The sequence below is a fragment of the Brevibacillus borstelensis genome (assembly GCF_036700025.1).
GTDB classification, from domain to species: Bacteria; Bacillota; Bacilli; order Brevibacillales; family Brevibacillaceae; genus Brevibacillus; species Brevibacillus borstelensis.
In genome coordinates this window covers 5,204,319-5,217,498 of the sequence record NZ_CP144922.1, presented here as the reverse complement: position 1 = coordinate 5,217,498, position 13,180 = coordinate 5,204,319, and the positions used below count along the sequence as shown (strand labels likewise).

Annotated in this window: 15 protein-coding genes; 13 read left to right on the top strand and 2 right to left on the bottom strand. The window is 49.7% G+C overall.

Annotation, left to right across the window (positions count from 1 at the left end; all coding sequences use genetic code 11):
- Window positions 1-25 precede the first annotated feature (25 nt).
- From V5G20_RS25040 to V5G20_RS25025, 4 genes are all read left to right on the top strand, one after another.
- Window positions 26-802, top strand: a complete 777-nt coding sequence (locus V5G20_RS25040; protein WP_172920681.1) for an arylamine N-acetyltransferase family protein — start codon at window positions 26-28, stop codon at window positions 800-802.
- Between the two features lie 439 nt (window positions 803-1,241).
- Window positions 1,242-1,796, top strand: coding sequence for a DUF3800 domain-containing protein (locus tag V5G20_RS25035; RefSeq protein WP_172920680.1), 555 nt, complete (start codon window positions 1,242-1,244; stop codon window positions 1,794-1,796).
- A gap of 262 nt (window positions 1,797-2,058) precedes the next feature.
- Entirely contained in the window at window positions 2,059-3,798 is a 1,740-nt protein-coding gene (locus V5G20_RS25030; protein ID WP_039070421.1) for an N-acetylmuramoyl-L-alanine amidase, read from the top strand.
- Window positions 3,799-3,837: 39 nt separating this feature from the next.
- Window positions 3,838-4,380, top strand: a complete 543-nt coding sequence (locus V5G20_RS25025) for a GerMN domain-containing protein (RefSeq protein ID WP_024985096.1) — start codon at window positions 3,838-3,840, stop codon at window positions 4,378-4,380.
- Window positions 4,381-4,457: 77 nt separating this feature from the next.
- On the opposite strand, the gene V5G20_RS25020 is transcribed toward V5G20_RS25025, so the two are convergent.
- Entirely contained in the window at window positions 4,458-4,652 is a 195-nt protein-coding gene (locus V5G20_RS25020) for a DUF378 domain-containing protein (RefSeq protein WP_003389804.1), read from the bottom strand.
- A 180-nt stretch (window positions 4,653-4,832) separates the two neighbouring features.
- On the opposite strand from V5G20_RS25020, the gene V5G20_RS25015 reads away from it, so the two are divergent.
- From V5G20_RS25015 to V5G20_RS24990, 6 genes are all read left to right on the top strand, one after another.
- Complete coding sequence (locus V5G20_RS25015; RefSeq protein WP_172920114.1) at window positions 4,833-5,834, top strand: phosphate ABC transporter substrate-binding protein PstS family protein; 1,002 nt, start codon at window positions 4,833-4,835, stop codon at window positions 5,832-5,834.
- An 81-nt stretch (window positions 5,835-5,915) separates the two neighbouring features.
- On the top strand, window positions 5,916-6,872 hold the full coding sequence (gene pstC, locus V5G20_RS25010; RefSeq protein ID WP_003389801.1) for a phosphate ABC transporter permease subunit PstC: 957 nt from the start codon (window positions 5,916-5,918) through the stop codon (window positions 6,870-6,872).
- Window positions 6,872-7,729: a phosphate ABC transporter permease PstA gene (gene pstA, locus V5G20_RS25005; protein ID WP_003389799.1), complete on the top strand. Its 858-nt coding sequence runs from the start codon at window positions 6,872-6,874 to the stop codon at window positions 7,727-7,729. The genes pstC and pstA overlap by 1 nt, the downstream gene beginning before the upstream one ends.
- Before the next feature lie 36 nt (window positions 7,730-7,765).
- A complete protein-coding gene (pstB, locus tag V5G20_RS25000) occupies window positions 7,766-8,518 on the top strand; it encodes a phosphate ABC transporter ATP-binding protein PstB (RefSeq protein ID WP_024985095.1) in 753 nt (250 codons plus the stop codon).
- Window positions 8,519-8,699: 181 nt separating this feature from the next.
- Window positions 8,700-9,992, top strand: coding sequence for an arsenic transporter (locus V5G20_RS24995; RefSeq protein WP_338462628.1), 1,293 nt, complete (start codon window positions 8,700-8,702; stop codon window positions 9,990-9,992).
- A 252-nt stretch (window positions 9,993-10,244) separates the two neighbouring features.
- Window positions 10,245-10,580, top strand: a complete 336-nt coding sequence (locus tag V5G20_RS24990; RefSeq protein WP_003389796.1) for an ArsR/SmtB family transcription factor — start codon at window positions 10,245-10,247, stop codon at window positions 10,578-10,580.
- A gap of 22 nt (window positions 10,581-10,602) precedes the next feature.
- On the opposite strand, the gene V5G20_RS24985 is transcribed toward V5G20_RS24990, so the two are convergent.
- Entirely contained in the window at window positions 10,603-10,854 is a 252-nt protein-coding gene (locus tag V5G20_RS24985; protein WP_024985093.1) for a glutaredoxin family protein, read from the bottom strand.
- Window positions 10,855-11,068: 214 nt separating this feature from the next.
- On the opposite strand from V5G20_RS24985, the gene V5G20_RS24980 reads away from it, so the two are divergent.
- The 3 genes from V5G20_RS24980 to V5G20_RS24970 all read left to right on the top strand — a co-directional run bounded on the left by V5G20_RS24980 (window position 11,069) and on the right by V5G20_RS24970 (window position 13,034).
- Window positions 11,069-11,236, top strand: a complete 168-nt coding sequence (locus V5G20_RS24980) for a gamma-type small acid-soluble spore protein (RefSeq protein ID WP_003389794.1) — start codon at window positions 11,069-11,071, stop codon at window positions 11,234-11,236.
- 124 nt (window positions 11,237-11,360) lie between these two features.
- Window positions 11,361-11,750: a holo-ACP synthase gene (gene acpS / locus V5G20_RS24975; protein WP_003389793.1), complete on the top strand. Its 390-nt coding sequence runs from the start codon at window positions 11,361-11,363 to the stop codon at window positions 11,748-11,750.
- A gap of 249 nt (window positions 11,751-11,999) precedes the next feature.
- Window positions 12,000-13,034, top strand: a complete 1,035-nt coding sequence (locus V5G20_RS24970; protein ID WP_122958048.1) for an outer membrane lipoprotein-sorting protein — start codon at window positions 12,000-12,002, stop codon at window positions 13,032-13,034.
- Window positions 13,035-13,180 lie beyond the last annotated feature (146 nt).

Genomic DNA, 13,180 nt, shown 5'->3' with positions numbered 1-13,180 from the left:
CAACTACTATTTGGAGGAATACACAATGAGTGGGCTAAATGCTTTGTTTCGCAAAAGAATCGGTATTCCGGAGGACGAACAGATTATATTTGAACACTTGGACACCGTTCTCGAAAAAACGGCAAAAAACATCCCCTTTGAAAACTTTTGCATCATTGGAAATAAAACGAGCGAGATTACGAGAGAAAGCCTGGTAAACAAAATGCTCGTAAAAAAAGAAGGCGGCCTTTGTTACGAGCTCAATTCGATTCTGTACTTCTTTTTGCTTGAAAATGGCTTTGATGCAGTCCTGGCCCGCGGAGTTGTTTACAAAAACGAGACGCGAGAGTACCAGACGATTGGAAGAACGCATGTAACCATCCTGGTCGTTCACGAGGAACAGACGTATCTGGTGGATACGGGCTTTGGAGCGAATTTGCCGTTAACACCGGTTCCTTTGACCGGAGAGACTGTAGCCTCCGACAATGGAGAGTTTCGGATCAGACAAGTAGATAGCGAACACGGAGACTACGTTCTTGAGATGAAATTGAAGCATAAGGATGCCGACTGGAGGATCGGATACGCTTTCGATTCCAAGCATCCTGTCACCGACGTATCGGAATGGAATGAGATTCAAAGGATCATCGCCGAGCACGAGGATTCCCCGTTTAACAAATCTCCGTTGATCACAAAGATTACAGATCAAGGAAATATAACCTTAACCAATACCTCATTTACACAATGGCGGGATGGAGTCGTGACGAAGGAGAAGATTGACGATGCGAGATTCAAAGAGCTGTTGAAACAGTATTTTGGACTATAACGAACGAATCACGTATTCGTCCAAAACATCACTCGGGACCACGAAAATACTTAGTTTGCACTCTTTTAAAAGTAGCCATCGGAAAACGCTCTGCTGTTAAAAAACGATGAATACTTTAAAGAGTGTTTTTTTGTGAAAAAAGGACAAAAGTTTGAAGCGCGTAGTTTTTTAGATGAAAAGAGGCGATTGAGATGCATCGTCAAGAATAAACAAGCTGACCGCTAAAAAAGATTACAAGGGTAAACGAAAAAAGCCCAGCCCTGCACAATGGTGGCGGGGAAAGGCTTTCTTTTTGAGTGACACCAGCCCTGCGTAATGGTGGCGGAGAAAGTGAACACTCATCCGTATTTTAAGCTTAAATCAATTATAATATCCTTGAGGAATAACGTCAAGTTGACATTTCCAAATAGATGAAATGTATCAGTAGGGGGGAGAAGAAATGGGATACTATATTTTTTTTGACGAATCTAACAAGCTCGATCAACCTAATGGTGCTTACTCTTATTACGGGGCATTTGGGACTAATGAAGCGACAATGAATGAGGTTGTTGAGCAGATCGAACGAATAAAAACACAACTTGGAACTACCAGAGAAATGCATTTTGCAGAGTATACAAACGATAAGGACTTTGGAAAATACTTTAAATCGATGAACTGTGTCATAAACTATGATATCCATATAAACATTTTTATTGTAAATAATGAAGATGCAAAACGTATTGGTAGCCCAATGGCTCTGACCATTACAGAACTGCGAAAGTTATTTTACGTAAAGATACCTGAGCGCCTCTTTTATGGTATGACACGTTATTTGAATAATGGCGAGACAGTAAAGATTTTCGTGGACAATAACCAAGAATATAGTGATTTGGAGGTATACAATAGGTTAGAGGAACAAATGAATGCTCACTCTGCTTACAGAAACAAAGGCTATCGAGTGGATACTGTTATTCCTCAAACATCAGATGACTCAATACCATTACAAATCGGATAGGAAATGTGGAAACAAATCGAATCGTTTTATTGACAAGGTCAAATCCCCCTGTTAAAAAAGCTGACATTTATTACTTGGAAACATCATGCGAAGACTATTTGTGTATTTAAGTGCCGAATTTCGGCACTTTTTTTCAGTATTCGACCGAATTTAGTACCAAAAGACTACAAACTTTGCAGGTGGTGCTGCGTCTAACTATACGGGGCAATTCATTCGCTCGGCTTCTTTTGCCAGAGGAAAACACAACATGAAGGAGGTCAGGATGAAAACACGTTTGTTACCGCTGTTTGTATTGTTGTTCCTGCTCATCATCCCCGGGTGGGCGTCAGCTGCAGGAAGCTCTGCGGCCCCATCGGTTCATCTGATGATTGGGGGACAAGCCGTACAGCCGGATGTACCGCCGATCATTGAAAAAGGCCGTACTCTGGTGCCAGTCAGAGTCATAGCGGAAGGTCTCGGAGCCAAGGTGGACTGGAATCAGGCCACGCGAACGGCCGTGATAACAAGAGGCCCGCAAACATTGCAGCTTACGGTCGGATCCAAAAATGCACTGGTGAACGGAAAAAAAGTGCAGCTGGATACTCCTCCTGTCATGCGGAATCAGCGAATGCTGCTGCCGCTGCGATTCGTCGGGGAATCGCTTGGAGTGACGGTAGGGTGGGACAACGCTTCGCGTACGGTCATTGCCAATGAAACGCCGGAAATGCGCTACAATGGCAATAAGCCAACACTGTCTCTCAAAGGCTTCCAGTACGGGGACAAGCTGTACATATCTGCCCAAGCCGCAGCCGAACAGGTAGGGAAAAAGGGACAGGTATGGAAGCATCCGGACCGCGGACTCACCATCGACGGCGAATTGGCTCTGCCATTGGAAGAGCTGGAGGCTGAGCTGGGTGGACGTTTCACCTGGGATCAGGGGAAAAACCGGGTGGAGATTGAACGGCTCGCTTACTTCACGGGAGTTACCCATGATGATGAGGTTGTGCGCATTGAAACAAGCCTTCCTGTGACGGCCAATGCGTTCGTCCTGCAAGGACCGCATCGGATTGTCCTGGACCTGCCCCAGACAGAGTTGGATCAGGATTTGTTGGACAAGCTGAAGAAAAGCAGCAACTCTGACGACTACGAGGGCGGGGAAACAAGTGTGGACGATGAAGATCAGGATGCTGACGCTGACGAGAAAAAGAAAGGCAGCGATCAGGATGACGACGACAAAGAAAATCGCCACACGGACGCTTCACGGGAGTCGGACGAAGCAGATGACCAATCCGCAGCTGCTGAGCACGAAGACGAAGAAAAAAGCAAAAAGGACACTCTGGTGCAAGACGTGCGCTACAGTCAGTACAGCGCATCGCCGCAAACTGTGCGTGTCGTCATTGAGCTCAACCAGAAGAGCAAGTATAATCTGGAGTATACGGAAGACGGCATTGAAGTAAAGCTTTCGCCTGTTCCGAAAAAGACGGGATTCCTCATCGTAGTGGATGCCGGTCACGGAGGCAAGGATCAAGGCGCCAAGGGCGTGAACGGAAATATCGAAAAAGACTTCACGCTGGCTGTCGCCAACAAGCTGGTACAGCTTTTGAAGCAGTATCCGGAGTTTCAGGTAGAAGCAACACGCTCTACAGATGTGTATTTGACACTTGACGAGCGCGTTGTTTTTGCCAATGAGCGGCACGCCGATCTGTTCCTGTCGGTCCACGCCAATTCATTTACGAAGCCGACCACCGGCGGGACGGAAACCTTTTACTATAACGCCAACAGCAAGAATCTGGCCGAGGTCGTTCACCGTCACCTGCAAGGGGCGACACAGTTCCCGAATCGCGGGGTGAAACAGACAGGCTTCTATGTCATCAAGCATACGACGATGCCTGCCGTTTTGACGGAGACAGGGTTCCTCTCAAATCCGGGGGAGAATGCCAAATTGACGTCCCCGGCGTTCCAGCAAAAGGTGGCGGAAGCACTCGCGGCAGCCATCCGTGAATACTATCAGTCCTACCACTAAGAAATTGCGAAGGGCATGGATGAGAAAGGGAGGTTTCCGATGAAAAGACGCATGACGTTTTGGGTGACAGCAGCTGCAGCGATCCTTCTGGTCACAGGATGTGGTCAGGGAAAGGCGCCGCAAGCGCAGCCGCCCGCGGAACAAACGGAGACGCCCGGCTCCGCTGCTCAGCCGGAAACAGAGCAGCAGAAAACGAAGCAAACGATCGCTCTTTATTACACCGATGACAATCTGATGGAATTGAAGAAAGAAGAGCAGGAGATTGCTTACACAGATGATCTGGACAAGTACAAGCAGGCGATAGCCCTTTTGGAAAAGCCAAAGGATGAAGCTCACGCGCCGTTGTGGAAGGACTTTCACTACCACTCTGTCACATTCGACAAAGGCACGCTGACGATTGATGCAGACGGCAAAAACGTCTACAACCTTGGCTCCAGCGGGGAAGGAATGGCGATTGATGCGTTGAAGGATACGCTCTTCCAGTTTGACGAGGTACAGAAAATCGTCATCCTGGTCGATGGAAAACCGACTGAATCGCTGATGGGTCATGTAAGCATCGATGAGCCGTTAACCAGACAATAAACCGATAAATCGTAAAAAAGGCACGTCCTGGATGGTCAGGATGTGCCTTTTTTATTGTTCCGGAAAGCTTCACTCTGTCAAGCCCGTTCCCGGTCGCCTACCAAAAACTTGATCGAGTAGATGCCAGCAAGCCCAACCAGAGTATATACGATTCGGCTGACAAGCGAATTCTCTCCGCCAAACAGGGTAGCGACGAGGTCAAACTGGAACAAGCCGATCAATCCCCAGTTGAGAGCACCGATAATAACGAGAATCAATGCCAGTTTATCCATCGTATGTTTCACTCCTTGAAAAAAGTAGTAATAGTCTGCCCACTTTATCAAGCGATTACTCAACGAAATGGCCAATCTTTAAGAAAGCTTTACAAAGCCAAAACAATAGAACAACATTCCGCCTGTATCATCTGTAAGTGGAAAGAGGAAAACAAACCGATTTTAAGGAGGATTTTCATCGTGAAAAAACTCGGTAGTTTGATGCTGGCACTATCTCTCGCAGGTTCCATTCTCGCCGGATGCGGCAGCAACAGCGCAACATCTGCTCCAAGCTCCAATGGCGCTACAGGTTCTACCGGCGGCACGGAGGCAACGACTCCTGCAGCTGATAACAAAACAGCCAGCAATCTGTCGGGAACTGTTAAAGTAGATGGTTCTTCCACCGTATTCCCGATCACGGAAGCGGCTGCGGAGGAGTTCCAAATAGCAAACCCTGGCGTACAGGTAACGGTCGGGGTATCGGGTACAGGCGGCGGCTTCAAGAAGTTTGCAGCCGGCGAAACGGACATCAGCAATGCCTCCCGTCCCATTAAAGAAAAAGAAGCGGCAGCAGCGAAGGAAAAAGGAATTGATTTCGTTGAAATCCCGGTTGCCTATGACGGTATCTCCGTCGTCGTCAGCAAGGAAAACGGCTTTGTTGACAAGCTGACAGTCGATGAACTGAAAAAGATTTGGGAGCCGGACAGCAAGGTGAAAACATGGAAAGACGTTCGTCCGGAATGGCCAGCTGAAGAAATCAAGCTGTACGGGCCGGGAACGGATTCCGGAACATTCGAATACTTCACAGAAGCGATTGTAGGCGAGGCTAAAAAGAGCCGTCCTGACTACACCGCCAGTGAAGATGACAACGTGCTGGTACAAGGTATTGCCGGCGACAAAAACAGCTTGGGCTACTTCGGTTATGCGTACTTCGAAGAAAATGCAGACAAGCTGAAGCTGGTTCCGATCGACAACGGCGATGGCAATGCGGTAACGCCTACTTTTGACACGATCAAAGACGGTACCTACAAGCCTTTGGCTCGCCCGATCTTTATCTATGCAAACAAAAAGTCCCTGGAAAAACCGGAAGTAAAAGAGTTTGTGAAGTTCTATCTGGAAAACGCTCCTGAACTGGTCAAATCGGTATTCTACGTACCGCTGACCGATGACAAATACAAAGAATCGCTTGCCAAGATCCAGTAATCCTGACAGCGGGTGCACGAGGAATGTGGCGTTATGATCGAGATAACGCCACTTTTCCCTCTGTCCGCGAGAGGAAAGGGGATGTTCACGTTGGGTAGACAAGAAATACTAACATTAAATCAGGAAGTACGCTCGAAAAAAAGCCAGATTGTCGTCAAAAACGAGAAGAAAAATAGAGAATTCGGCATCCGCACGTTTTTGATCGCGTGTGCCTTCGTATCCGTTTTGACTACAGTCGGCATCGTCATGGTGCTTTTGTTTGAAACGATCAGCTTTTTCAAAGAAGTGTCGCTCTTTTCCTTTTTAACGGACACCAAGTGGACGCCGTTGTTTATACCGCAGCACTTTGGCATTTTGCCCCTCTTGTCCGGGTCTTTGCTGATTACGCTGGGGGCTTGTCTCGTTGCCCTGCCGTTTGGGCTGATGACAGCGATTTATTTAAGCGAATATGCGCATGAAAAAGTGCGTCGAACGATTAAACCGATTTTGGAGGTTCTCGCGGGTGTTCCGACAATCGTTTACGGCTACTTTGCCTTGACGTTTGTCACGCCGCTCATCCGCAGCATTTTTCCCGATACCGGGGTGTTCAACGCCCTTTCCGCCAGTATCGTGGTCGGTATCATGATTCTCCCCATGGTTGCTTCCTTGAGTGAGGACGCGATGGTGGCCGTTCCCCGTTCGCTTCGGGATGCCGCCTACGCGCTGGGAGCGACCAAGCTGGAGGTAGCGACCAAAGTCGTCGTGCCTGCAGGCCTGTCGGGGATTATTTCATCATTTGTACTTGCTTGCTCCCGCGCGATCGGAGAGACGATGATCGTGACGATTGCGGCCGGAGCTACGCCCAAGCTGACGCTCAATCCGCTGGAAAGCATCCAGACGATGACATCCTTTATCGTTCAGGTCAGCGGCGGAGACATCGAGCATGGCTCGATTGAGTACAGCACCATTTTTGCTGTTGGCATGACTCTGTTCCTTCTTACTCTTGGCATTAACATCATTGCGCAGTGGATTACGCGCCGCTACAAGGAGGAGTATTGATGTCGGCAGGAAATCTGACTCGTCGAAAAATCTATGACAGGGCCTCCCGCGTAGTGTTTTTGCTCGCTACGCTGCTAGGTGTAGCTGCCCTGGGCATATTGCTATATCGCATCCTTTCAGATGGTCTTGGCTGGCTGGACTGGCAGTTTATCTCCAGCTTTGCCTCCCGTTTTCCGGAAAAGGCGGGTATCTTGTCCGCGCTGTTCGGCAGCTTGTGGATTATTGGCATAACCGCGCCAGTCGCCTTTATTTTGGGGATTGGAACGGCGCTGTATTTGGAAGAGTACGCGAAAAAGGGCTGGTTCACCAACCTGATTCAGGTCAATATCAACAATTTGGCCGGCGTACCGTCGATTGTCTTCGGGATTTTGGGTCTCGGTTTGTTCGTGGAAGGCTTTCTGTTTGGCCGCACGATTCTGTCCGGTGCGCTGACGATGGCTCTCCTGGTCTTGCCGATCATCGTCGTCGCTTCCCAGGAAGCGATCAGGAGCGTGCCGCAGCATTTGCGAAATGCTTCTTATGCGCTGGGGGCGTCCAAATGGCAGACCATTCGGGGCGTCGTGATTCCCGCTGCATTTCCGAGCATTTTGACCGGCTTTATTCTGGCCCTGTCCCGTGCGATCGGAGAGACGGCGCCTTTGATCGTAGTCGGAGCGGTTACGTTTATCGCTTTTGTACCGAGCTCTCCGCTCGACCAGTTTACGGTCCTGCCGATCCAGATCTACAGCTGGACATCCAAGCCGCAGGATGAGTTTAGGGCGATTGCCGCCGCCGGTATTATCGTGCTGTTGATCGTGCTGTTTACACTGAATGCGACCGCGGTTTACCTTCGCAATAAATATCAGAAGCGCTATTAATAGAGGAACTTTTACAAAGAGAGGGGTCTGGCAACCGTGAGTATCATCGAGGTACGCGATCTGAACCTGTATTATGGACAACACCAAGCCCTGCACAATATCAATATGGAGATTGAAGCGAACAGCATCACTGCTTTTATCGGACCTTCCGGCTGCGGTAAATCGACGTTCCTGCGGACGTTGAACCGGATGAATGACATGATTCAGGGCGTGCGAATCGACGGCAGTGTGAAGGTCGTCGGCGAGGACATCTACGAGTCCAGGGTGGACGTAGAGATTTTGCGCAAAAATATCGGCATGGTTTTTCAGCAGCCCAATCCGTTCCCAAAAAGCATTTACGAAAATATTACCTTCGGCCCCAGATTGCACGGCATTACAGACCGCAACAAGCTTGACGAGATCGTGGAGAGCAGCTTGAAAGCAGCAGCCCTGTGGGGGGAAGTAAAGGATGTTTTGAAGAAACCGGCCTATGGCTTGTCCGGGGGCCAGCAGCAACGCCTCTGCATTGCTCGCGCTCTGGCCGTGAATCCGCAAATTTTGCTCATGGATGAACCGACATCGGCCCTGGACCCGATTTCTACGGCAAAGATCGAGGAACTGCTCGATGAGCTGAAAACGACCTACACCATCGTCATCGTTACGCACAACATGCAGCAGGCAGCCCGCATCTCCGACAAGACTGCCTTTTTCCTGAATGGAGAGCTGGTTGAATTCGATTCCACACCGGTCATTTTTCAAAATCCGTGTGACAAGAGAACCGAGGATTACATTACAGGACGTTTCGGTTAAAGAGAATCTGTAGTATCGTAAGAGAGCGGACACAAAAGTCCGCTCTTTTTGGTGTGTCCTGACAGGGAAGGTCTTTGGCGGCTGCTTCTGCCAGCTGTCTTCGCCAAAAAGAGGAGAGCTTTTCGCCATGTAATGAATACACGACTTTAGCATGTGCAGAACAGAGAGGAGAAACACAACCGTGGTCTGGCTTTCATTACTCATTTTTGCTGTGACACTCATCCTCGTGGTCTGGCAGCCCCGAGGATTGTCGATCGGTTACCCGGCAGTGGGAGGTGCACTGCTCGCATTGGCGACAGGCATCGTCACGATGGCGGATGTCGGCGAGGTGACGGGAATTGTCTGGAACGCCACGATTTCCCTTGTTGGCATCATCGTTATTTCCCTGATTTTGGACGAAATCGGCTTTTTCGAGTGGTCAGCCCTGCACATGGCGAGGCTGGCCAAAGGAAATGGCCGTCTGATGTTTATGTATGTGATTTTGCTCGGCACGCTTGTCTCGGCGCTGTTTACCAATGACGGGACTGCGCTGATTTTGACCCCGATTGTGCTGGCGCAGGTGAGAGCGTTGAAGCTGCAGCCGCAAATGGTGCTTGCTTTTGTCATGGCGAGCGGCTTTATTGCCGATACCAGCTCTCTTCCTTTTGTGGTAAGCAATCTGGTCAATATCGTCTCCGCCGACTACTTCGGGATCGGCTTTGCCGAATACGCCGCCAGGATGCTGCTGCCCAATCTGTTTTCTGTTGCCGGCAGCTTGCTTGTTCTGTTTCTTTATTTCCGTAAAAGCATCCCGCGTCGCTATGAAACCAGTGTGCTAAGGGAGCCGCGAGAAGCGATCAGGGACGTGAGGATGTTTCGGCTGTCCTGGCTGATTTTGGCTGTGCTTCTGACCGGTTTCTTCGCGAGCGAGTGGCTGGATATTCCCGTATCGCTGATCATAACCGGTGCCGCCCTTGTCTTTTACCTGACGGCGAGGAGAAGTCCCGCCATCGAGACAGAACGTATCTTGAAAGGGGCTCCGTGGGTAGTGGTCATCTTCTCCATTGGCATGTATGTGGTCGTATGGGGGCTGCACAATGCGCAGCTGACTGAAGTCGTCAGAGGATGGCTGGAACTGTTTGCGGCCCACGGACTGTACGCCGCCACATTGGGCATGGGATTTGTCGCTGCAGCACTTTCTTCGCTCATGAACAATCTGCCGACAGTCATGTTCGACGCTCTGGCGATTCAAGGGTCAGGGGCCGAAGGAATCGTCCGGGAAGCGCTGATTTACGCCAATGTCATCGGCTGCGATCTGGGGCCAAAAATTACGCCGATCGGCTCGCTCGCGACGCTCTTGTGGCTGCACGTATTGAACAACAAAGGTGTCAGGATTACGTGGGGGCAATATTTTCGGACGGGCATCGTCCTGACTGTCCCTACGCTGTTCATCACATTGACCGGTCTGTATTTGACGTTGCGGATATTTGGATGAAAAAATGGACGTCGGGCAATGGAAAAAACTGCAAAAACCGCTTCCAAGAGAGCGCTTTTCTTTTTCACTGCGGTAAACAGTCGGATACATCCACGAATGGCGCTGATTTCAAGTGCTTGCTCCGATCACGGCCGGAGCGAATTGACCGGGAAAAAGACAAGCGTTCACCGATCTGTCGACATCATATCTTCCCTGCCTTATGTCCGTGTAGTATACTTGTAATCAGAAACGCAAGGCAAAGGGTGGGTTTTTATGGACACAGATTTGATGCAGGTGTTGTATTTGTCTGAGATTTACAAACTGCTCGGCGACAAAACACGCTTGACGATCATGGCTCTCTTGCAGGTACAATCCTTTTGTGTACGAGATCTCGTGGAGATTCTGCAAACGTCCCAACCATCTGTCTCTCAACACTTGGCCAAACTGAAGACACACGGTTTGGTTAAAGAAAAACGCAAGGGACCTTGGGTGTTTTATTCCCTTAACACGGAGTGTTCACCCGCCATTCGGCAGATTTTGCAGCATTTGCCGGATATGTCGCCAATCGTAAAGGACAAAAAGGCTACAGCAGCGCATTCGCTAGGTTGACGTATAGGAAAAAAGCGTTGGATCAGGAAAGATCCAACGCTTTTTTTAGTTGTTCCTTGTCAAATCCGTGGATGACAATACGGTCGCCGCTATCTTTTTCGATCAGAGTAACCGGTGTCATGCTGGCCCCGAGTCCAATCGCTTCCTGAAAATAAGCGTCATTTTCACGTATGTCGCGATCCTCAAAGGCAACGTTTTGTTGCGACAGCCACATTTTTTCTTCCTGGCAAGGGCCGCAGGTTTTTTGTGTATAAATAATAACGGTTTGAGCCATAGTCCATTTGCTCCTCTCATGCTTTTACATTGAACGTACATATTCGCGGCAGGCGGCAGCTCTTCCTGCTTCTCGTTATAGCATAACCAAACGCGGCTTGATTAGCGGCTGGGATTTAACCCCCTGTTGTCGAGGTGAGGAAAAAACAGGCGGGGATACGGGGGCATTGCTCAGCACACATTATATTCAGTGACGTCGAGGAGGTGAAAAGACCATGCCGAAACAAAACAAGCAAGCAGGTATGAACCAAGCGATGCGCAACCAAACCGCTACGAACGCAACTGAGTTTGCGAGCGAAACCAACGTGTCGGAAGTACGCCGCCAAAACCAGCAATCCGCTGCGAATGCGGCTCAACAAGCGCAGCAACAACCGACTGAATAACAAACCCTTTAAGAGCGCCTCTCCCCCCGCAGCGATTGCGGGGGGTGTTTTATTTGTGTGCTTGCCAATAATGGATCGTAAGTGTTATGTTGGCAGCAAAATAAGTCGGGGAGAAATGATTGGTATGATAGTTGGCATCGGCATTGACATCGTTGAAATTCATCGCATTCAAGCGATTTTAAAGCGCCAGCCGCAGCTGCTTCACCGGATTTTTTCGGAAGCGGAAAGGAAGCTGCTAGAGGGGAAACCAGAGGGAAGGCTGGCTGAGTACGTAGCAGGGCGCTTTGCAGCCAAAGAAGCAGGAGCCAAGGCGCTCGGGACCGGCATCGGTGGGGCTGTAGGTCTGCATGACCTTCAGATCGCCCCAGGGACGACAGGAAAACCGGAACTGACGATTACCGAGGCGGCATGCAACCGGATCGGACATGACCCCTCCAAGCTGCGAATCCATGTAAGCATTTCCCACAGCAAAGAGTACGCAGTAGCGCAGGTGGTCATCGAATCGAAAGAATAGAGGACAACTGCAACTTGTCTGCATATTGGGACGAGATGGGACATAGATTTATATCGCGTAGATTAGGAGGGACTACCTGCTCTAGCCAGAATGGGAAGTTTGCTGAAAATCAGCGATAGACTAACACCTGCGGCCCATCAGAGGATGACAAGATATGCGCTGATCGGATGAAAGAATGACAGATTTCCCAGGAAATAGACAGGGGAGCCCTTCTTCGTCGAAAAATGCAGACAAGGAGGAGTTCTTTGAATGAAACGGGCAGCACTTCCATTGGCGCTCTTGTTGGTCTTTTCTCTGCTGCTCGGCGGCTGCTTCGGTCAAAAGACACCGGAGGACATTGTCGATGATCTAGGCAGTACGCTGGACAAAATGGGGGGCTACAAATCACAAGCAGTTTTGACCATGCAAACCAGCTCGACTCCCATGGAGTACGATGTGGAGGTCTGGTACGAGAAGCCGACCAACTACCGGGTAGCCCTCACCTCCAAGCAGCGGGGAATCACACAGATCATCCTGCGAAATAACGAAGGTGTGTTTGTGCTTACGCCCCATTTGAAAAAAAGCTTCCGTTTCCAAAGCGGATGGCCGGAAAACAATGGGCCGCTGTATCTCTACGAAACGCTCGCCCGCAGCATTATCGACGATACCGAGCGTAAAATGAACATGGACAACAAAGACTACGTGTTTGAAGTAAAAGCGAATTACAGTGGAAACCGCTCGCTCACGAAACAAAAAATTTGGCTGACAGAAGACTTGAAACCAAAACGCGCAGAGATCATGGATTCCAATCTGGATACGCTGGTCAAGATCAACTTCACGGAATTTGTGTTTAATCCGACATTTGATCAAGATGCCTTTGACAAAGATCGCAACATGACAACCAGCTCGATGTCTGTCATCCCGACGATGGCACAGGTATCTCAGCCAAGCCAGCAGCCGAACAGCCAGTTCGGGGTCATCGTTCCAACGTACATGCCTGAAGGTGTGAAACAGGGAGACATTGAGCCGGTTACCCGGAATGGTCAAAAGACGATCGTCCTGCAGTACAACGGAGCGTATAACTACAAGCTGATCGAGTCCCGTCCGACCGAGGCCACCGTTTCATATGAACAGGGAATGCCTGTCGACCTCGGATTTACGATCGGGGTGCTGACCCAAACGGCAGATAATCAGCGTTATCTGACCTGGGAGCTGGACGGCGTCGAGTTTACACTGACGGGAGACCTCCCGGAGGTTGAAATGGTTCAGGTAGCTCAATCCACATACGGTTTGGGTGGGAAATAAGGACGAAGCCAAGCCGCCGCAGTTTCAGCTTTGAGCGCAAGAGAAATGTCCGCATCACACTGAGATTCCGTTTTCCTTTCTCGCAAATCAAAGATGTTGCAACAAACACGCCCGGTCCTATGCAGGATCAGGCGTGTTTTTGGTGC

Bases quoted from the DNA above. Each gene is read 5' to 3' on its own strand.
- V5G20_RS25040 (WP_172920681.1), top strand. From the start codon at position 26: ATGAGTGGGCTAAATGCTTTGTTTCGCAAAAGAATCGGTATTCCGGAG.
- V5G20_RS25035 (WP_172920680.1), top strand. From the start codon at position 1,242: ATGGGATACTATATTTTTTTTGACGAATCTAACAAGCTCGATCAACCT.
- V5G20_RS25030 (WP_039070421.1), top strand. From the start codon at position 2,059: ATGAAAACACGTTTGTTACCGCTGTTTGTATTGTTGTTCCTGCTCATC.
- V5G20_RS25025 (WP_024985096.1), top strand. From the start codon at position 3,838: ATGAAAAGACGCATGACGTTTTGGGTGACAGCAGCTGCAGCGATCCTT.
- V5G20_RS25020 (WP_003389804.1), bottom strand. From the start codon at position 4,652: ATGGATAAACTGGCATTGATTCTCGTTATTATCGGTGCTCTCAACTGG.
- pstC (WP_003389801.1), top strand. From the start codon at position 5,916: ATGTTCACGTTGGGTAGACAAGAAATACTAACATTAAATCAGGAAGTA.
- pstA (WP_003389799.1), top strand. From the start codon at position 6,872: ATGTCGGCAGGAAATCTGACTCGTCGAAAAATCTATGACAGGGCCTCC.
- V5G20_RS24990 (WP_003389796.1), top strand. From the start codon at position 10,245: ATGGACACAGATTTGATGCAGGTGTTGTATTTGTCTGAGATTTACAAA.
- V5G20_RS24985 (WP_024985093.1), bottom strand. From the start codon at position 10,854: ATGGCTCAAACCGTTATTATTTATACACAAAAAACCTGCGGCCCTTGC.
- V5G20_RS24980 (WP_003389794.1), top strand. From the start codon at position 11,069: ATGCCGAAACAAAACAAGCAAGCAGGTATGAACCAAGCGATGCGCAAC.
- acpS (WP_003389793.1), top strand. From the start codon at position 11,361: ATGATAGTTGGCATCGGCATTGACATCGTTGAAATTCATCGCATTCAA.
- V5G20_RS24970 (WP_122958048.1), top strand. From the start codon at position 12,000: ATGAAACGGGCAGCACTTCCATTGGCGCTCTTGTTGGTCTTTTCTCTG.